A 17,530-nucleotide genomic window follows, 5' to 3' on the forward strand; every position below is an offset into this window, starting at 1 on the left:
CATCTCCGGCTCGTAAGATGGGGCTGTGACTGAGACCTTCCGCATCCGCCCTGCCCGCACCAGCGATGTAGCTGCCATCAAGCGCCTCGTGGCTCCGCTGGCGGACAAGAGGATCCTCATGGCCAAGGAGACGGTGGCTTACTACGAAAGCCTGCAGGAGTTCAGGATCGCGGAGTCGGCCGACGGCGAGGTGATCGGCTGCGGCGCCCTGCACGTCATGTGGGAGGACCTGGCGGAGGTGCGAACCCTGGCTGCCTCCGATGCCTGGCGCGGCAAGGGTGTAGGGCACGTCCTGGTGGAAAGCCTCCTGGAGGAAGCCAGGGCGCTGGGCGTCTCGCGCGTGTTTTGCCTGACCTTCGAAGTGGACTTTTTCAAGAAGCACGGCTTCGACGTCATGGCGGACCAGACGGCGGTGGACCCGGTGGTCTATTCCGAGTTGCTGCGCTCGCATGACGAAGGCGTGGCGGAGTTCCTGGACCTCGCCCGGGTCAAGCCCAACACCTTGGGCAATACGCGCATGATCAGGTTCCTCTAGGCCTTCCCCCGCCGTGCGGATTAAGTCTCACTTCTAGCCCTTCCCATATATCGAATCGATGTATAAAATTAATCACGGCTGCTTGGTAGTACCCGAATTCCGAAACCACTTCAAAGGACAGAAATGCGCGAATACGCCATTTTTTCCGGATTTTTCGGCGTTCCAAATGGATCTTCCTGCGGATCCGACCCGTAGTGATCCTCTGGGCCGGCCCTGTGAAGCGTCAGCATTCCATATCGGCGCCGCGGCGTGGCCGGATCTTCTCCCGGGCTCCTGGGGAAACCGCTGAGCCCGGCCGGGGGATACAAGACAGGAAAGGAAAGGGACAGTCAATTGGGGGCTGTCCCTTTCTTTTGCCCTTAATCCCGACGTGGCTGCACGATTCGACAGGGCGCTACCGTTGCTCCGGCCGCGGTAGTAGGGTCAAGACAAAGCCGCCAGGTCACTCCAGGGAGCACTCCAATGAAGAAGCTGATCAACGATCCCCGCGCTGTAGTAGACGAGTCCGTGGAAGGCTTCGGCCTTGCGCATGCGGACATTGTGACCGTCAGCGCCGAGCCGAAGTTCATTACCCGCAAGGACGCCCCCGTGGCCGGGAAAGTGGGCCTTGTCAGCGGCGGCGGCAGCGGCCATGAACCGCTTCACGGCGGCTTCGTCGGGCTGGGAATGCTCGACGCCGCTGTGCCGGGTGCCGTCTTCACCTCGCCCACCCCTGATCAGATCATTCCTGCGACCCTCGCCGTAAACTCGGGTGCCGGCGTCGTCCACATCGTCAAGAACTACACCGGCGACGTCCTGAATTTCGAAACGGCCGCCGAAATGGCGGAAGCCGAAGGCGTGCAGGTCCGCACCGTACTGGTCAACGACGACGTCGCCGTGGAGGACTCGCTGTACACGGCGGGCCGGCGCGGCGTAGGCGGAACTGTCCTGGTGGAGAAGATCGCCGGTGCGGCAGCGGAACGTGGGGATGACCTGGATGCCGTCGCCGCCATTGGGGACCGGGTCAACCAAAACGTCCGCAGCATGGGCGTCGCGCTGTCCGCCTGCACGGTCCCGCACGCAGGGGTGCCCAGCTTTGACCTGGAAGAGAACGAAATCGAAATCGGCATCGGGATCCACGGCGAGCCCGGACGGCACCGGATCCCCATGGAAAACGCCGACGGCATCACCGACCGCCTCCTGGAGCCCATCCTGTCCGACCTGGGCATTGCCTCCGGCGAGAAAGTGCTCCTGTTCGTGAACGGCATGGGCGGGACGCCGCAAAGCGAGCTCTACATCGTGTACCGCCGTGCAGCGCAGGTTCTCGCGGAGAAAGGCGTCACGGTGGAGCGCTCCCTGGTGGGCAACTACATCACCTCACTGGAGATGCAGGGCTGCTCCATCACTGTTCTTCGGCTCGACGACGAACTGACCAGCCTCTGGGACGCCCCGGTCCACACTGCCGCGCTGCGCTGGGGCATCTGACCGTGGGGCTGGACGTTGACTGGGCCGTAAGGTGGCTGACCCTTTCCGCGCAGGCGATGGCGGACCACCGGGTGGAACTGATTGAGCTGGACCGCGCCATCGGGGATTCCGACCATGGCGAAAACATGGACCGCGGCTTCAAGGCGGTGATGGAGAAACTCGCCGAAGCGCCGCCCGCCACCCCGGGAGCTGCCTTGAAACTCACGGCCATGGCACTGATGTCCAAAGTGGGCGGAGCGGCCGGGCCCCTCTACGGCACGGCTTTCCTGCGTGCCTCCACCTCGTTGGGCGATACGGAGGACATCGATCCCGCCGCGCTCGCTGCTGCCATCCAGGCCGCCCGCGACGGCGTTGTGGCCCGGGGGAAGGCCGAATCCGGCGATAAAACGATGGTGGACGCCTGGACGCCCGCCGTCGACGCCGCGGCAGCGCAGGCCGCTGCGGGGGACGGGGATGTCCTCAAGGTCCTTCTGGCGGCCGCGGAAGCCGCCGAGGCGGGTGCCGTTGCCACTGATCCGCTCATCGCCCGCAAAGGACGGGCCAGCTATCTGGGCGAACGCAGCGCCGGCCACCGGGACCCCGGCGCAGTTTCCACCGCACTCATCTTGCGCGCCGCGGCCGGTGCGGCCGGATGACGGTCAGCCTCGTGGTGGTGTCCCATAGCGAAAAGATCGCCGACGGCGCGGCGGAGCTGGCCGCACAAATGGCGCCCGACGTCGTGATCCTTCCGGCCGGCGGTACCGACGACGGCCGGATCGGCACCAGCCTCGAAAAGGTCATGGCCGCCCTGGAACAGGCGGCCGGCCAAGACGGCATCGTGGTGCTCACGGACCTCGGGTCCGCCGTGATGACGGCAGAATCGGCGGTGGAGTTCCTGCCGGATCCTGACACTGTCCTGCTGGCCGATGCTCCCCTGGTCGAGGGGTTGGTGGCGGCAGCGGTTGCGGCGCAGTCGGGGGCGGACGCCACGGGAGTGAAGCAGGCTGCCGAGGCGGTCCGCCGCGCACCGGCGCCGGAGGCGCCGTCCGAGGCGGAGACGCTGGGACCCCCCGAAGCCACGGGCGATTTCGAACTGGTCAACCAGGCCGGCATGCATGCCCGGCCGGCAGCGAAGATCGCCGGCGGACTGGCCGGTTTGGATGCGGAGGTGACGGTCAACGGTATGGACGGCGCTTCCATGACCGGCCTGATGACCCTGGGCGCGGGCAAAGGATCCATCCTCCACGTCGAGGCCTGGGGTCCGGACGCAGCCAGGGCCGTAAAGTACGTCGGCGGCCTGGTGGAAGCGGGGTTCGGGGAGCCCTGAGGACCGCTCCGTCGGCCGGAGCATTGCGCTGCGCGGACCCCGCCGTCACTCGGCCTGCCGGAGGCCTTCTGCATCCAGCACCAAGCTTGCTGTGATGAACTTTCCGCACTGCTCTCCGTACGGGTACTCCGCCCTGGGCATGAAGCTCAGCGTCCGCTCAGGCAACGGAGCCCCCGCCGTGGAGGTGCCGGTGGCCGTTGCGTCAATGCGCGATTCGGTCAGGATGTCCATCATCAGCATCCCCGTGAGCGTGCCGTCAGGCGAGGACGTTGCTGAACACGTGCCGTCCGGGCCCGACGAGGGTTCGCAGCCCTGGTCCACGGCGGTGCTGCCGGGCATCAGCTCAAGGTCGGCTTCCCGGCACGTGCCGTCCTGGCAGGCCTTCAGGTGGATGGCTTTGGCCGTGGATGCATAACTGGCCGCCACCGTCAGCGCCACCACCGGCGCCTGCGCAATTGCCGGGCACGGCACTGCCTCGGGCAGGCACGCGGACGGGATCAGCGACGTCGTGACAGCTACCAAAAATACGCCCAAGCTGCGCATGCTTCAGCGTAGATCCGTCCGGGCTGCGCCGCCAGATGCTGCCGGGCGGATGAGCGGGAACGCCGGGCGCTAGCTGACCGGAAAGATGCCGATGAACAGGAAAGAGGCCACCGCGAAGACGGCAAAGAAGGCGATCATGCAGCCCATGCCGGCCTTCTCCTTGGATGCCTGGTGGATGGACTGGTTCGGATCCGCCGGGTTGTAGGCCACGTCCACGGTTGAACCAGGCACCGGCTCGGTGCGGAACGGGACGTCCGACTCCCCGAAGTACAGGGTTCCGTGCGGGTCGGCGAAGCGGTAGGTGGGGCGGTAGAGGCGGTGGCGCGATCCGGAGGAGCCAACGGCGCTGGACCATCCGGCATTGCTGCCGGTCACGGTGGCCTGGACCCTGGGCCACTGTTCGGCGAGCTTCTCCAGGCGTTTGCCCTTACGCACGGCCACGGTGATCGACACAGCGGCCGCGACGACGAACAAGGCCCAGACGATGTACAGCACGGTTTTCACGGTTCTCCCTTTCGCGTCAGCAAGCAGTATGCCACTGCCTGCGTCGCTTCACATTCCGGACGGCCTTCAGGCGGGCAGCGTCAGGCCGGCCGGGTGCAGTTCCGCCAGGCCGTCGCTGACCAGTCCGGCCAGGGCGCGCTCCAGCTGCTCGGGTGCGGAGTTCAGCCGGTGCAGCGCTGCCAGCGGAACACCGATGCCTTCGGCTTCGAAGCCAAGGTCCGCAGCGGGCTGATGGAACATGTCCGGAGCCACCGGTCCGTCCGCCAGCCGGAGGACGGCCATCACGGCTCCCCGTACCTGCCGGTCGGTGCCGTGCCAGGACTGGCCCTTCGGGGTGTACGACGGCGCCGGCTCGCCGGCCGCCAGCCACGCGCACGCCCCCCGCACCGGGCATTCACCGCACTTCGGCGCCCTCGCCGTGCAGACCAGTGCCCCCAGCTCCATGACCGCCGCGTTCCAGCGGACGGAGAGTCCGACGTCGGCCGGCAGCAGTTCGGCGGCCAGTCGCATTTCGGCCGCTGTCAGTGACTGCGAGGGCAGCGCGGTGCCGGAAAAGAGCCGCGCGTGGACGCGGCGGATGTTGGTGTCCACCACGGTTTCGCGGCGGCCAAAGGCGAAGGCGGCGACGGCGGCCGCCGTGTAGCTGCCCACCCCGGGGAGTTCCAGCAGTTCGTCGTACGTTCCCGGCACGCCGCCGTCGTGCTTCTCCACGATGGCGGCGGCGGCTGCATGCAGGCGCAGGGCCCGCCGGGGATAGCCAAGCCTGCCCCAGTGCCGGACTGCCTCGCCGGAGGCCTCGGTCGCCAGGTGCGCCGGCGACGGCCAGCGGCGGAGCCAGTCTTCCCAGACGGGCAGGACCCTGACAACGGGCGTCTGCTGGAGCATAATCTCGCTGACCAGGACACCCCACGGGGAGCACTCGGGGTCGCGCCACGGCAGATCCCTGGCTGTGGTTCCGAACCAGTCGTCAAGGGCGTCATGGAGGGCGGCAAGCGGCGGTAATGCGGGGCGACTCGCCGGGGGCAGGGCAGTGGGTACGGCTAAGGCTTCGATGCAAATACTGTAGTGGATACTGGCCCGCGGTCCGCCTCCCGGCGTGGTGGTGCCCCAATGCGCCCGGCGTTCTCTAGCCTAGAAGGATGGTCAGGCAAGGCACTTCAGGAAAGAACGGTTCGAAACCGAAGGGCACCCCCGGCCGGCAGGCTGGACGGCCCCCGCTGAAGGCTGTCTACCGCCGTCGCAGGCTGTTCGTTGGCCTGGTGCTGCTTCTCGTCGCCTCGGTGGCGCTGGGGGGCTTCGCAGCCGTATCCGGGGCCATGCGGTCCTCCGAGCAGGCCTCTTCCACTGACCGGAACGGATCGGACGGGCAGGGCGCCAAGCCTGAGGCCACGCCCTCCGCGTCACCCACGCCCAGTACGCCGGCGACGCCCACGTGTGACCAGGCCCTGGTCACGGTCTCTGCTTCCACCGATAAGGCTGCCTACGCGGCGGGTGAAACCCCCCTGCTCAGCTTGAAAGTCACCAACGGCGGGAAAGCGGCGTGTGAGGTGAACCTGGGCACGTCCCAGATGGAGTACACCGTCACCAGCGGCTCCGACCGCATCTTCTCCTCGGTTGACTGCCAGGTTGAGAGCGGGGACCTCGTAAAGACCATCGCGCCGGGCCAAAGCGAGACCGCCAACTTCCCGTGGCAGCGCAACCGCAGCGTTCCCGGCTGCGGCGCTGTGGCCGCGAAGCCCGGCGCCGGCGGAGCCTATTACATGTTCGTCGCGCGGCTGGGTACCAAGTCCAGCTCCAAGGCCGTCTTCCAACTGCTCTAGGCATTACCTGTCAGTCCGCACCCCTGCCCGCCCTGATGACGCACTCCGGTCATCAGGGAGGATGCAAACTTTTGTCACAAAATAGGACAAGGGACGTCCCATCTCCAGTAGAATGAAGTTAGTCCTGCCTCTGCGGCAGGTCGGACTCCGAGGAGACAGCCGTGACAATGGCCCCGCAAGAAGTGTCATCCGCCCGCTTCAGTGCGCAGCTTCGATCGCACGCCCTGCAGACGCGGATCATGGAGCTGATCCTGGAGCAGGGGCTCGATGTTGGCGATGCGCTCCCGACTGAAGGCGAGCTGTCCGCGATCCTGGGTGTCGGACGCAATACCATCCGGGAGTCGCTGAAGGTGCTGCAGGCGCTCGGCGTCATCGAGATCCGCCACGGCTTCGGCACGTTCGTGGCGCCCAATAACTTCCACGCCCTGGCGGACGGCCTTGCCTTCCGGGGGCGGCTCTCCCTGCGCCACCGGGGCGATGAAGCCATGGAGCTGGTGGACGTGCGCCAGGCACTGGAATCCGGCCTGATCGGTTCGGCCATGGACCTGATGACCGCTGGGCAGCGGGACGATCTCCGCAGCGCCCTGGCTGCAATGGAGGACGCGGCGGCCAGGGGGGAACCCTTGTTTATCCACGACGCCGAATTCCACCGCCGGCTATTCGCTCCGCTCCGCAACGACCTCCTGATGAACCTGATGGACGTCTTTTGGAAGGTTTACCGTCAAATTCACCTGGAGCTGGGCCCCGGACCTGTGGACTTGGGCAAACAGGTGCGGGACCACGCCGACATCTACCAGGCCGTGGCGGCGGGCGACAAGGCGCTGGCCTCCGAACGCCTGCAGCGCCACTTCGACGGCATCCGCGGAAAACTCAGGATAGTCGCAGCCCGTTAGGCCTGCCAACCGGCACCACAACCACAACAAACCTGCCTCACAGGCCGGACCCAACAAGGAAAGAGCCTCATAAGCATGGAATTCTTCACAGTTCAGGACGCCGCGGCCGCCGGAGCAGTTGGCGCGGGATTCCTGGCCGCCGTGATCCGAAGCAATCCTGACGCCGTGCTGGGAGTGGCCACGGGAGGATCCCCTTTGCCGGTCTACCGGTCCCTCGCCGGATACGGGCTGGAGATGTCGCGCATCCGGTGTTTTGCCTTGGATGAATACGTCGGCCTGCCTGCTGGCCACCCTGAAAGCTATGCCGAGGTTGTGCGACGCGAAGTCACCGGGAGGCTCGGGCTCAACCCGGCCAACGTGTTCGTCCCGGACGGAAGCGCAGCCGATCCCGAACGGGCTGCCCGCGACTACGAAGCGGCCATCGCGGCCTGCGGCGGGATCGACATCCAGCTGCTGGGCATCGGCCACAACGGCCACCTGGCCTTCAACGAGCCCGGGTCCGCGCTCGATTCACGCACCCGGGTAGAAGTCCTTGCAGAACGAACCCGGCAAGCGAATGCGCGCTACTTCGACTCGCCGCGGGACGTGCCGGAGCGATGCATCACCCAGGGCCTCGGCACCATCCTTGAGGCACGGCAGCTCCTGCTGGTGGTGCACGGTGCGGATAAGGCGGAAATACTGCACCGGGCCCTTACCGGACCGGTATCGGCGGACTGCCCGGCGTCCGTCCTGCAGCGCCATCCGCACGTGACGGTGATTGGGGACGAAGGTGCGGCTGCCCTGATGGGACGCGCAACGACGCCAGGGACCGCAGCTCCGGTGGCTGTCGGGGCCGGCGCCGCTGGAACCGGCCCCGGCCGCTAGGGTCAGCTTGCGGCGGAACCGAGGAGGGTCCCGGCCCGCAGCACCGTGAGCAGACTGAATTGCGCGTCCACAGCGAGGAGGTCGGCACGCATGCCGGGCCGAACGCTCCCGACTTCATTGTCCATTCCCAGGATTCTGGCCGGCACGCAGCTCGCGGAAGCGGCGGCGTTGGCGGCCGACACCCCGGCGGCGACGGTCCGGCGCACCACATCAAGCATGGTCGCTGTGCCGCCGGCAAGCGCGCCATTGCTTTGCAGGGTGGCGACGGCGTCGCGGACCGAAACGGCCGCCGGCCCCAGAGCGTAGTCCCCGTCCGGGAGGCCGGTTGCGGCCATCGAGTCGGTGACCAGCACAACGTTTTCCGCTCCCACAAGTTCGAACACCATGCGCACTGTCTCAGGCGACAGGTGGACTCCGTCGGCGATGAGTTCGACGGCGGCGGTTCCGGCGCGCGCCAGCCGCAGGCATGCCGACACCGGTCCCGGATTCCGGTGGTGGAGCGGCGGCATGCCGTTGAAAAGATGCGTCACGGTGGGCCGCGTACCGGCCCAGGAGCCGGGAGCAGCCGCCAGGGATTCCGCAGCGTGCTCGAGGGAGGAAGCCGCGGTGCCTGGGTCCGCATCGGTGTGGCCCAGTGACGGTGTGACGCCATGCTGAGCAAGCAGGCTCACCAAATCCCGGGCACCGGGCAGTTCCGGGGCATAGGTCATGCTCTTCAACGTACCGCCGGCTGCCGCCAGCATTTCGGCCGCCAGGGCAAGGTCGGGGTGCCGAAGCCATCCGGGATTCTGGGCACCGCACCGGGCAGCGGACAGGAACGGCCCCTCCGAATGGATGCCGGCGATGAGGCCCTCACCGGCGAGCACCCGAAGGGACCTGATCCCTGTGAGCAGGTCGTCACGGGAGGCCGTGACAAGACTGGCCAGAAGCGTGGTGGTGCCGTGTCGGTGCAGGAAGTCCACTGCCGTGCGGCACGCGTCCCCGTTGCCGCCGGGGAAGTCTCCGCCCGCCGCCCCGTGGCAGTGCAGGTCCACCAGCCCTGGGAGAATGAAGCCCCCGGCAGGCAGCTCCAGCTCCACTGCCCGGGGGTAGTCCGCGGCGTCAAAGCAGTCCTGCGGTCCGGCGAACGCAATTCTGTCGCCAACGACGGCCACTACGTGGTCCGGCAGGGCGCGCCCGTCGGAGAGCACCGTACCGGCCAAGACGAAGGTCCGGCCTTCGGCCGGATGCCGGGAAGTTGAAGGGAACAGGTCTGCCGGGGTCAAGAGTGCTGCTTTCAGTGCAGGGGCGGATCAGGAACGCAGGGCGTCGGAGAACCAGCCGGTGATAGTAGCCGGATGGGTGATGGCGGTTCCGACAACGACGGCGAAAGCGCCGGCGTCGAGCGCCTGGCGGGCCTGGGCAGGGGTGTGGATCCGTCCTTCGGCGATCAGCGGCCTGCCGAGCTCCGCGGAGGCGATCTGCTCCAGCAGGGCAAGGTCGGGGCCTGCTGTCTTGGGGCGCTCGCCCGTGTAACCGGCCAGGGTGGTGCCAACCATGTCGGCCCCTGCGTCCACAGCTGCCGCGGCGTCGTCCAGGGAACCGCAGTCGGCCATCACCAGCGCGTGGGATTCGGCACGGATGCCGGCGATCGTCTCCGCGAGCGATAGCCCGTCCGGGCGCTCGCGGCGCGTGCCGTCCAGGGCCACCACATGGGCGCCGGCGTTCGCCACGGCCAGCGCGTGGCGAAGCGTGGGGGTGATAAACACGCCGTCGTGGCCGTCCTTCCAGAGTCCGATGACGGGAACTTCGACGGCGGCGCGGGTGAACTGGACGTCCGCCAGCCCTTGGACACGGACCGCGGCAGCCCCGCCTATCACCGCTGACGCGGCAATCTGTCCGGTGGTTCGGGGGTCCCGCATGGGCTCCCCGGGATAGGCCTGGCAGGAGACAACCAGCTGTGAACGGAGAGCGGTAAGGCCCTGTGGCGTGAGGATCAAAGTGTCTCCCGGAAGTCTTCTACGGAGCTGGGCGGGTTGAGGACAAGGCTGGCGGCGCCGATCACGGCAGCAGTGTTGCCCAGGGCGGCCGGGCGGACAGGCATCCCCGCGAGCGGAGCCAGCAATTCAGCCCGAAGGGCTGCCTCCATCGGCTTCCACCATAGTTCGCCGGCGTCGGCCAGGCCGCCGGTCACTACCAGGAGTTCAGGATCCAGAACATTGGCGAGGCCTCCCACCGCCTGCCCGGCAGCGGTGGCGGCGTCCCTGACCGCCGTCGCGGCGGCAGCATCGCCGTCGTGCGCCAACCCGAAAACCGCTCGGGTGTCCGGGACCTCGGGGGAGCCGCCGAGGCGCACGTAGGCCTCGCGGATCGCCGGCCCGGACGCAATCGCTTCAACATGGCCGGCCCTTCCGCAGACGCACGGCAGGGCCCGGCCGCGGCTGTACGCGAAGGGGGACGCTATGTGGCCCAGGTGACCGGCCACGTAGCGGTGACCCAGGACGGGAGTACCCGCCAGGACTAAGCTGCCGCCGACCCCTGTGCCGAAGGCCACCAGCAGCGAACTTGAGGTTCCGGCGGCAGCCCCGGTCCATGCCTCGCCGAGCGCATGCGCGTGGACATCATTAACGGCACGCACCGACTCCGGGGCGAGGCCGAGCCGTCCGGCGAGCCCCGCCGCCAGCTCAGTCCCGGCCCAGTCCAGGATGGCATCCGTTGCTGACACCACCACACCTCGCCCGGCATCAATGACGCCGGCCGAGCCGACGCCCACTCCGACAATCCCAAGGTTATTTGCCCTGGCCCGGGAAGTGAGCTCGTAAACCAGCGCCGCTGTCGCGTTCAGGATCGCTTCGCCGCCGTCGCGGTTCAGCGTCGGAATGGTCGCCGAAAACAGCACCTCCCCGGCCCCCGAAACAACCCCGGCAGCAGTCTTGGTGCCACCCAGGTCAACGCCGATTGCGTGAATCATCTTTTTCCTAACAAAGGATCTCGACCTCCTCGACCACGTGGTCCGAACCCCGATTGCCGGGGCTGGACCTAGACCAGGCCGTTGCGCTCGAGAATAGTGCGGATCGCGGCGGCTTCGTCGTCGTTCAGGGACAGCATGGGCTGGCTCATGGTGTTGGATTCAATGACACCCATGAGCTGCAGGGCGGTCTTGAAGGCGCCCAGGCCGGCGGCTCCGCCGGAAACCCGGCCGTTGGGGGCGTAAACGATTTCGAAGAGGTCGGCCAGGCGGTCCTGTTCGCGGGCGGCGGTGGCCCAGTCGCCGGCCTGGGCGGCGTCGAACAGACGGCGGTAACCGGCGGGGTCAACGTTGCCGAGGCCCGGGACAACGCCCTGGGCGCCGCCGAGGAGGGCGCCGTCCACTACGACTTCGTGGCCGGTGAAGATGTCGAAGTCCGGGATGTCCTTGGCCTCCAGGAGCAGCTGGCGGAACGAGACGTCGTCGCCGGAGGAGTCCTTGACGCCGGCGATCACCCCGTCGCGGCCCAGGCGGACCAGCAGGTCCGTGGGCAGCTTGAAGTGGGTGCGGACCGGGACGTCGTAGGCGAAGATCGGCTTGTCGACGGCGGCGTGGATGCTGCGAAAGTGCGTTTCGGTTTCCGCGGCGTTGCCGATGGCGTAGTACATGGACGTGACCACGATCGCGTCGGCGCCGAGGTCGATGACTTTCTTGGCCTCTTCGATGACGCGGTTGGTCGTCTGCTCGTTGGCGCCCACGATCAGGGGTACTGCGCGAGCACCAACAGACGCGTTCGCGTCGGCGATGGTGGAGACCACCAGTTCACGCTCCGCGTTGGTCATGTAGGGGACTTCACCGGAGGACCCGAGGACGAAAAGGCCGGACACGCCGCCATCTATCAGGTGCCTGGTGACGTTCTTCAGCGACGAGGTGTCGATGCTGCCGTCGGCGTGGCGGGGGGTGATGACCGGGGGGATGACGCCCTGGAACTGAGTGGACACAGAATTCTCCGTTGTTTGGAACTGATGAAGGGAAAAGCTAGATGTGGAGCAGGCTGGGCGCGGCGCCCAGCAGCTTCTTGGTGTAGTCGTTGCCCGGGTTGTCGAAGACCTGTGCGGCTGTGCCTTGTTCGACGATCTTGCCGAAGTACATGACGCAGATGCGGTCCGAGACGTAGCGGACGGTCTGGATGTCGTGCGAAATGAACACCATGCCGAGGTTCAGGCGGGTCTTCAGGTCGGACAGCAGGTTCAGCACCTGGGCGCGGACGGAGACGTCGAGGGCCGACGTCGGCTCGTCCGCGACGATGATGTCCGGATCCAGCGCCAGGGCGCGGGCGATCGCCACACGCTGGCGCTGGCCGCCGGACACCTGCGACGGCGTGACCTCGGCCGCTGATTGCGGCAGTCCTACCAGCGCCAGGAGTTCCTTGACCTTGGCAGCACGGGTGGCCCCGGTGCCTATGCCGTGGATCTGCAGGGGGTCGGTCAGGATGTCCTGGATGGTCATGCGCGGGTTCAGGGCAGTTGCCGGGTCCTGGAAGACCACGGAGACGGAGCGGCCGAATTCCTTGCGCATGGCTGCGTTGCGCTTGATGGCGGGCTTGCCATGGAAGAGGACCTGGCCCGACGTCGGCTGCTGGAGCCCCACGAGTACCGAAGCCAGCGTTGATTTGCCGCAGCCGGACTCACCCACGATGCCGACGGTTTCGCCTCGGCTGATGGTGAAGTCCACGCCGTCGACTGCCTTGACGATGTTCGGCCGGAACAGCCCGCCGGTGCGCGCACGGTGGTAGACCTTCAGGTCCTTGAGTTCGATGACCGGCTTGCCGGTTGATTCACTCATTTCGCGTCCTCCTTCAGGTGGCTCGCCCAGTAGTGGTCAGCGTCGTTGCCCTGGGTGGATCGAACGGCTGTGAGGACCAGCCGCTGGTTGGGATCGGCGTCGGCACGCAGTGAGCGCGCCGCGAAGCGGTCGCCCGGGGCGAAGTCGCGCGGGGACGGCACGGTGCCGGGGATCTGGTGCAGGCGGACGGCGTCGGCCTCGATGGACAGGACGGCACCGAGCAATCCCCGGGTGTACTCGTGCTTCGGGTTCTGCAGGAGCTCGGAGGCCTGCGCGGATTCCACCACCTGGCCCGCGTACATGACCGTGATGCGGTGCGCCAGGGATGCAACGAGCGCAAGATCGTGACTGACGAAGACCATGGCGAAGCCGAGCTGTTCGCGCAGTTCGTTGAGCAGGTCCACAACTTGCTTCTGGACGGTGACGTCCAGGGCGGTGGTGGGCTCGTCGGCAACAACGATCTTCGGTGAACGGGAGAGCGCCATGGCGATCAGCACGCGCTGGCGCTGGCCGCCCGAGAGCTCGTGCGGGTAGCTGGCCAGCGTGCGGACGGGATCCAGCTTGACCATCTCCAGCAGCTCAGTGGGGGTTTTGCGTCCGCCGCGGCGGGTCAGCTGCTCCATCTGCTCCTTGATCTTCATGGAGGGGTTCAGGGAGCTCAGGGCGTCCTGGTAGACCATGGCGATCTGTTGGCCGCGCAGCCCTTCGTAGGCCTTGGGGCTGCTGTGGCCGGTGGCCGGGTCCAGCAGTTCCTTGCCATCGAACGTGATGGATCCGGAGATCTGCGCCGTCTTGGGCAGGAGCCCCATGATGGCAAGCGAGGTGATCGATTTGCCGCAGCCGGACTCACCAACGAGGCCCATTGTTTCTCCCTCGCGGACCGTGAAGGAGACGTTGTCCACGATCGCGGTGTCGCCGAAGCGGCCCGGGAAACGGATGGACAGGTTCTTGACCTCCAGGACGTTGCGTGCGCCGGACGGGACCTGGGGGAGGCGGTCGGTGCGTTTGGCTTCGATGGCCGCCAGCAGTTCCAGTTCCCTGTCGAGCAGGACGTGCGGGCTGGCGGCGGCCACCTTTGCATCAGTCAGCAGGGCTGACGTGTTGTAGTGCTCCTCGGTGAGGGCATCACCGGAAGCCGCGCGGACGCCGTCGAGCTCGTGTTCTTCCACCACGGACGGCTGGGCGACGGACGTGGCAACCTCAGTGTCCACAGCGGCGCCGGCAACCGATGAAGCAGTTCCGTCGTCGTCCTTTACGACGGGAGCCCTGCGCAGTTTCGGGTTCACCATGGCGTCGGTGAGGCCTTCGGCCAGGATATTCAGAGCCAGGACGGTCAGCAGGATGGTGAGGCCGGCGAAGGTGGTGGCCCACCAGCCGCCCGAGAGGACAAGGTTGCGGCCGTAGGAGATCACGTTGCCCCAGGACGGAGCAGGATCCTGCACGCCGGCGCCGAGGAAGGACAGCGAGGCCTCGAGGATAATGGCATCCGCCACCATGACCGTGGCGAATACGAGGACGGGGGCTGCGGTGTTCCGGACGATGTGCTTGAGCAGGATGTAGAACCGGCCTGCACCGATCACCCGTTCGGCGCGGACGTAATCCTCGCCGTACTGCGACAGCACGTTGGCACGCACCACGCGGGCCAGTTGCGGGGTATAGATGACCGCAATCGCCACGATGATGGTGGGTATCGAGTTGCCGAAGGCGGCCAACAGGACCGCGGCCAGGGCGATGCCGGGGAACGCCATGAGGATGTCCATCAGGCGCATGATCAGTTCATTGACAGCTTTGCTGGACGTGGCTGCCAGGGATCCCAGCAGGGCGCCTGCCGCTACCGCCAGCGCCACGGCGCCGAGGCCGATCAGCAGCGAGGACTGCGAGCCGTACAGCAGTCGGGAGAAGATGTCCCGGCCCAGCCGGTCGGTGCCGAAGAGGTGCTCACCGCCGGGCGAGGTGGCGGGGATGAAGGTTTCGAGCGGGTCGTGCGGGGCGAGTACCGGAGCCAGGATGGCGGCGGCGATGACGGCCACCAGGAACACGAGCGCAAAGCGGGAGCTCCACGGTAGGGCCTTGAAGCGGATCCCGGGGGCACTGAGCCGTTCAGCGAGTTTGCTTCGCATGGGTCAGACCGTCCTGATTCGGGGGTTGATGAGCAGGTAGAGAAGGTCGACGGCGATGTTCACCAGGACAAAGGTGACCGAGATGGTCAGCACTACGCCCTGCACCAGGTTGACGTCGAGGTTGGTGATGCCGTTGAGGATCAGCTGGCCCATGCCGGGAAGGGCAAAGATCATTTCGATCACGACGGCGCCGCCCAGCAGGTAGCCGATCCGGAGTCCCAGCACGGTCACCGGGGTGACCAGGGCGTTCCGCAGCACGTTCCGGGACACTACTTCGCGGTAGGGGACGCCGTTGCCGATGGCTGTGCGGACGTAGTCCCGGTCCAGTTCCTCCACCATGGAGGTGCGGACTACGCGGATGAGGGACGCCGAGACCGGAATACCGAGGGCGAGGGCCGGCAGGGCCATCGAGTTGAGCCAGCCGCCAAAACCGGATTCCGGCGTCGCGATGCCGCCCGAAGGGAACATCGGGCTGGAGCCGAGGGCGAACCACTGGATCAGCAGGATGCCCAGCCAGAACGACGGCGTGGCGACCGCCGCGATTGAGAACACCCGCACCAGCTGGTCCTGCCACTTGTCCCGGTAGAGAGCCCCGACGATTCCGAAGGCCAGCGACAGTGCAACGGCGATCAGCACGCCAAGCAGCGTCAACTGGAGGGTCAGCGGGAAGGCCGAACCGATCATGGTGGCCACAGACTTCGCCGGGGGAGTGGTGACTCCCAGGTCAAAGCGGAGCAGTTTGGCGAGGAAGCCCAGGTACTGCAGGAACAACGGGTCGTTCAGGCCGTTGTCCTGCCGGTACTGTTCCTTGGCTTCCTCGCTGGCGCCCTCACCGAGGGCACTGCTGGCTTGGTCGCCGGGTGCGGCCTGCAGGACCAGGAACACCAGCAAGGTGATGCCCAAAATCATCAGGGGCAGTGCTGCGAGCCTTCGGCCGAGCAGACGCAATATCGTGACCAATGTATTCTCCGGTTGATCTGGTGTGGCTTTGGCCTAGGCCGTGCGGCCGACGCCGACGAAGGAGACGCCGGTGGTGGGCAGCGGCTTGAAGCCGCTGAGTTTGGTGGAATCCCACGCGCTGGGGAGCTGGCGGTGGAAGATCGGGTACAGCGGCACTTCCTCGGAAACGAGGTCGACGATTTCGCCGGTCAGCTTCTTGGCTTCGTCCCCGGCGGACTGGCCGGCTTTGGCCATGAGGTCCACGAGCTGTGCGCGCTCAGGGGTGGCGGCCCAGTTGGCGCGGCCCTTCATCCAGGTGTCCCCGGCGTAGAACCAGCTCAGCAGCAGATCGGCGTCGTTTCCGAAGACCGAGGGGTCGCCCGGAGCCGCAACCACGCTGTAGTCGCCCTTGCCCACGCGGTCCGCGTACAAGGCACCGGACTGCAGGTTCTTGAGTGTGACCTTCACCCCGGGGATCTTGTTCCAGGATTCGAGCATCAGCGGGGCGACATCCTTGACCCAGGCGGTGTCCGTTGTCAGCAGTTCGAACTCCAGGCTGGTGACCCCGGCCTCCTTGAGCAGGTCCGCGGCCTTGTTGGCGTCGTAGGAGTAGACGTTCTTCGCCTTGACGTAGTCCGGGTGCCCCTCCTGGAAGTAGGAACTGGCTGCCTTGGCGTTGCCGAACAGGGCCTTCTTGATGATGGAGTCCTTGTCCAGGCCGTAGTGCAGGGCCTGGCGGACGCGCTTGTCGCTGAACGGTCCCTTGGTGCAGTTGAACATCAGGAACAGCATGCCGAAGGACTGGACGGATTCCACGGCGGCCTTGGTCTTGAGGCCGTCCACGTCCAGGTAGGGGACGTCCTCGATTGCCTGCACGCGGCCGGACTGCATGGCGGTGACGCGCGCTGCGGCGTCGGAGAGCAGCAGCCAGGTCATGCCCTTTGCGAGGGCCGGCATGGGGCCGTTGTAGTCAGGGTTGGCTTCGAAAACGATCTTGTCGTCCTTGACTGCCGAGATGAGTTTGTACGGGCCGGTGCCCACCGGCTTGGCATCGAAGGCCTTGAGCTGTTCCGAGCCCAGCGGGAAGTTGGCCAGGGCCTTGGGGACAACCTTGACCACGGAAATCCGCGGGCCGAAGCCCGGGAAAGCGTATTTGAGGGTGAACTCGACCGTGGCCGCATCAACGGCCTTGACTTCCTTGATGAAGGGGATGAATTGCGAGAAGAGCGACTTGTTTGCCGGATCCATCACACGGGTGAACGAGAAGACAACGTCGTCTGCCGTGACCGGAGTGCCGTCGTGGAACTTGGCGCCTTGGCGGAGGGACACCTGGTAGGTGGTGGGGCTGACCATCTTGGGGTCCGCGGCAGCCAGGGCGTTGTACGGCTCGCGGGTGGCCGGGTGCAGTTCGATGAGGCCTTCGTAGACGTGCAGATTGGCGGCCAGGGGTGTGGCGCCGGAGGAGGACAGCGGATCAAACCCGGTGGACAGGGCGTAGGAGATGCCGGCCTCGATGATGAGGTCCTTGTTGATCGGCGCCGTTGAACCGGAAGCGCCTGCCGTGGTGGCAGCAGGGCCCCCGCAGGCCGCCAGTGAGCTGGCGAAAGCAGCCGCGATGCCCGCCGCACCACTCAATTTCAGGAAACTCCGGCGGCTGGCGGAGTTGACCAGCGGACGGTTCTTGATCGTCTTATCCATGAGATGCCTCACCGTTCAGAATAGTTATCGGATGTAGGACGTCCGATGCTCG

18 protein-coding genes are annotated in these 17,530 nt (G+C 66.6%); 7 read left to right on the forward strand and 11 right to left on the reverse strand.

From position 1 onward, the window contains the following. Positions 1-25: 25 nt before the first annotated feature. The 4 genes from JOE41_RS12065 (at position 26) to dhaM (ending at position 3,305) form a co-directional block, all read left to right on the forward strand. Positions 26-535 (forward strand): amino-acid N-acetyltransferase, encoded by a 510-nt coding sequence (locus JOE41_RS12065; protein WP_011690041.1) that lies wholly within the window; start codon positions 26-28, stop codon positions 533-535. Positions 536-997: 462 nt separating this feature from the next. After that, the gene (dhaK, locus tag JOE41_RS12070) at positions 998-1,999 is read left to right on the forward strand and encodes a dihydroxyacetone kinase subunit DhaK (RefSeq protein WP_011690043.1); all 1,002 of its coding nucleotides are present in this window, start codon (positions 998-1,000) and stop codon (positions 1,997-1,999) included. Positions 2,000-2,001: 2 nt separating this feature from the next. Next, positions 2,002-2,634 carry a dihydroxyacetone kinase subunit DhaL gene (dhaL, locus tag JOE41_RS12075; protein WP_209741658.1) on the forward strand — a complete coding sequence of 211 codons (633 nt, stop codon included), beginning with the start codon at positions 2,002-2,004 and terminating at the stop codon, positions 2,632-2,634. Then, positions 2,631-3,305: a dihydroxyacetone kinase phosphoryl donor subunit DhaM gene (gene dhaM / locus JOE41_RS12080; protein ID WP_011690045.1), complete on the forward strand. Its 675-nt coding sequence runs from the start codon at positions 2,631-2,633 to the stop codon at positions 3,303-3,305. Before dhaL ends, dhaM begins: the two co-directional genes overlap by 4 nt. A gap of 45 nt (positions 3,306-3,350) precedes the next feature. Here dhaM and JOE41_RS12085 read toward each other — a convergent pair whose 3' ends face one another. The 3 genes from JOE41_RS12085 to JOE41_RS12095 form a co-directional block, all read right to left on the reverse strand. Beyond that, positions 3,351-3,848 carry a hypothetical protein gene (locus tag JOE41_RS12085; RefSeq protein ID WP_209752473.1) on the reverse strand — a complete coding sequence of 166 codons (498 nt, stop codon included), beginning with the start codon at positions 3,846-3,848 and terminating at the stop codon, positions 3,351-3,353. A gap of 69 nt (positions 3,849-3,917) precedes the next feature. Continuing rightward, complete coding sequence (locus JOE41_RS12090; RefSeq protein ID WP_011690047.1) at positions 3,918-4,352, reverse strand: DUF3592 domain-containing protein; 435 nt, start codon at positions 4,350-4,352, stop codon at positions 3,918-3,920. 66 nt (positions 4,353-4,418) lie between these two features. Further along, positions 4,419-5,237 (reverse strand): A/G-specific adenine glycosylase, encoded by an 819-nt coding sequence (locus tag JOE41_RS12095; protein ID WP_245200703.1) that lies wholly within the window; start codon positions 5,235-5,237, stop codon positions 4,419-4,421. Between the two features lie 254 nt (positions 5,238-5,491). On the opposite strand from JOE41_RS12095, the gene JOE41_RS12100 reads away from it, so the two are divergent. The 3 genes from JOE41_RS12100 (at position 5,492) to JOE41_RS12110 (ending at position 7,929) form a co-directional block, all read left to right on the forward strand. Then, a complete protein-coding gene (locus JOE41_RS12100; RefSeq protein ID WP_209752474.1) occupies positions 5,492-6,172 on the forward strand; it encodes a hypothetical protein in 681 nt (226 codons plus the stop codon). A 167-nt stretch (positions 6,173-6,339) separates the two neighbouring features. Beyond that, entirely contained in the window at positions 6,340-7,065 is a 726-nt protein-coding gene (locus tag JOE41_RS12105) for a FadR/GntR family transcriptional regulator (RefSeq protein WP_209752475.1), read from the forward strand. A 75-nt stretch (positions 7,066-7,140) separates the two neighbouring features. Beyond that, positions 7,141-7,929 carry a glucosamine-6-phosphate deaminase gene (locus JOE41_RS12110; protein ID WP_209752476.1) on the forward strand — a complete coding sequence of 263 codons (789 nt, stop codon included), beginning with the start codon at positions 7,141-7,143 and terminating at the stop codon, positions 7,927-7,929. Positions 7,930-7,931: 2 nt separating this feature from the next. Here JOE41_RS12110 and JOE41_RS12115 read toward each other — a convergent pair whose 3' ends face one another. From JOE41_RS12115 to JOE41_RS12150, 8 genes are all read right to left on the reverse strand, one after another. Continuing rightward, positions 7,932-9,194, reverse strand: coding sequence for an N-acetylglucosamine-6-phosphate deacetylase (locus JOE41_RS12115; RefSeq protein WP_209752477.1), 1,263 nt, complete (start codon positions 9,192-9,194; stop codon positions 7,932-7,934). Between the two features lie 27 nt (positions 9,195-9,221). Then, complete coding sequence (locus tag JOE41_RS12120) at positions 9,222-9,908, reverse strand: N-acetylmannosamine-6-phosphate 2-epimerase (protein ID WP_209752478.1); 687 nt, start codon at positions 9,906-9,908, stop codon at positions 9,222-9,224. Continuing rightward, positions 9,905-10,879 carry an ROK family protein gene (locus tag JOE41_RS12125; protein ID WP_209752479.1) on the reverse strand — a complete coding sequence of 325 codons (975 nt, stop codon included), beginning with the start codon at positions 10,877-10,879 and terminating at the stop codon, positions 9,905-9,907. The genes JOE41_RS12120 and JOE41_RS12125 overlap by 4 nt, the downstream gene beginning before the upstream one ends. Positions 10,880-10,947: 68 nt before the next feature. After that, on the reverse strand, positions 10,948-11,877 hold the full coding sequence (locus tag JOE41_RS12130; protein ID WP_209752480.1) for a dihydrodipicolinate synthase family protein: 930 nt from the start codon (positions 11,875-11,877) through the stop codon (positions 10,948-10,950). A 37-nt stretch (positions 11,878-11,914) separates the two neighbouring features. Then, positions 11,915-12,721, reverse strand: coding sequence for an ATP-binding cassette domain-containing protein (locus JOE41_RS12135; protein WP_209752481.1), 807 nt, complete (start codon positions 12,719-12,721; stop codon positions 11,915-11,917). Beyond that, the gene (locus JOE41_RS12140; protein ID WP_209752482.1) at positions 12,718-14,841 is read right to left on the reverse strand and encodes a dipeptide/oligopeptide/nickel ABC transporter permease/ATP-binding protein; all 2,124 of its coding nucleotides are present in this window, start codon (positions 14,839-14,841) and stop codon (positions 12,718-12,720) included. Before JOE41_RS12140 ends, JOE41_RS12135 begins: the two co-directional genes overlap by 4 nt. Before the next feature lie 3 nt (positions 14,842-14,844). Further along, on the reverse strand, positions 14,845-15,801 hold the full coding sequence (locus tag JOE41_RS12145; protein ID WP_011690058.1) for an ABC transporter permease: 957 nt from the start codon (positions 15,799-15,801) through the stop codon (positions 14,845-14,847). Positions 15,802-15,834: 33 nt separating this feature from the next. Beyond that, the gene (locus JOE41_RS12150) at positions 15,835-17,478 is read right to left on the reverse strand and encodes an ABC transporter substrate-binding protein (protein ID WP_209752483.1); all 1,644 of its coding nucleotides are present in this window, start codon (positions 17,476-17,478) and stop codon (positions 15,835-15,837) included. Positions 17,479-17,530: the final 52 nt, after the last annotated feature.

This window comes from Arthrobacter sp. PvP103, assembly GCF_017833075.1.
Classification (GTDB): Bacteria; Actinomycetota; Actinomycetes; order Actinomycetales; family Micrococcaceae; genus Arthrobacter.

Excerpts from the sequence above, each read along its gene's own strand:
- dhaK (WP_011690043.1), top strand. The coding sequence starts at position 998 with ATGAAGAAGCTGATCAACGATCCCCGCGCTGTAGTAGACGAGTCCGTG.
- dhaM (WP_011690045.1), top strand. The coding sequence starts at position 2,631 with ATGACGGTCAGCCTCGTGGTGGTGTCCCATAGCGAAAAGATCGCCGAC.
- JOE41_RS12085 (WP_209752473.1), bottom strand. The coding sequence starts at position 3,848 with ATGCGCAGCTTGGGCGTATTTTTGGTAGCTGTCACGACGTCGCTGATC.
- JOE41_RS12095 (WP_245200703.1), bottom strand. The coding sequence starts at position 5,237 with ATGCTCCAGCAGACGCCCGTTGTCAGGGTCCTGCCCGTCTGGGAAGAC.
- JOE41_RS12100 (WP_209752474.1), top strand. The coding sequence starts at position 5,492 with ATGGTCAGGCAAGGCACTTCAGGAAAGAACGGTTCGAAACCGAAGGGC.
- JOE41_RS12105 (WP_209752475.1), top strand. The coding sequence starts at position 6,340 with ATGGCCCCGCAAGAAGTGTCATCCGCCCGCTTCAGTGCGCAGCTTCGA.
- JOE41_RS12110 (WP_209752476.1), top strand. The coding sequence starts at position 7,141 with ATGGAATTCTTCACAGTTCAGGACGCCGCGGCCGCCGGAGCAGTTGGC.
- JOE41_RS12125 (WP_209752479.1), bottom strand. The coding sequence starts at position 10,879 with ATGATTCACGCAATCGGCGTTGACCTGGGTGGCACCAAGACTGCTGCC.
- JOE41_RS12135 (WP_209752481.1), bottom strand. The coding sequence starts at position 12,721 with ATGAGTGAATCAACCGGCAAGCCGGTCATCGAACTCAAGGACCTGAAG.
- JOE41_RS12140 (WP_209752482.1), bottom strand. The coding sequence starts at position 14,841 with ATGCGAAGCAAACTCGCTGAACGGCTCAGTGCCCCCGGGATCCGCTTC.
- JOE41_RS12150 (WP_209752483.1), bottom strand. The coding sequence starts at position 17,478 with ATGGATAAGACGATCAAGAACCGTCCGCTGGTCAACTCCGCCAGCCGC.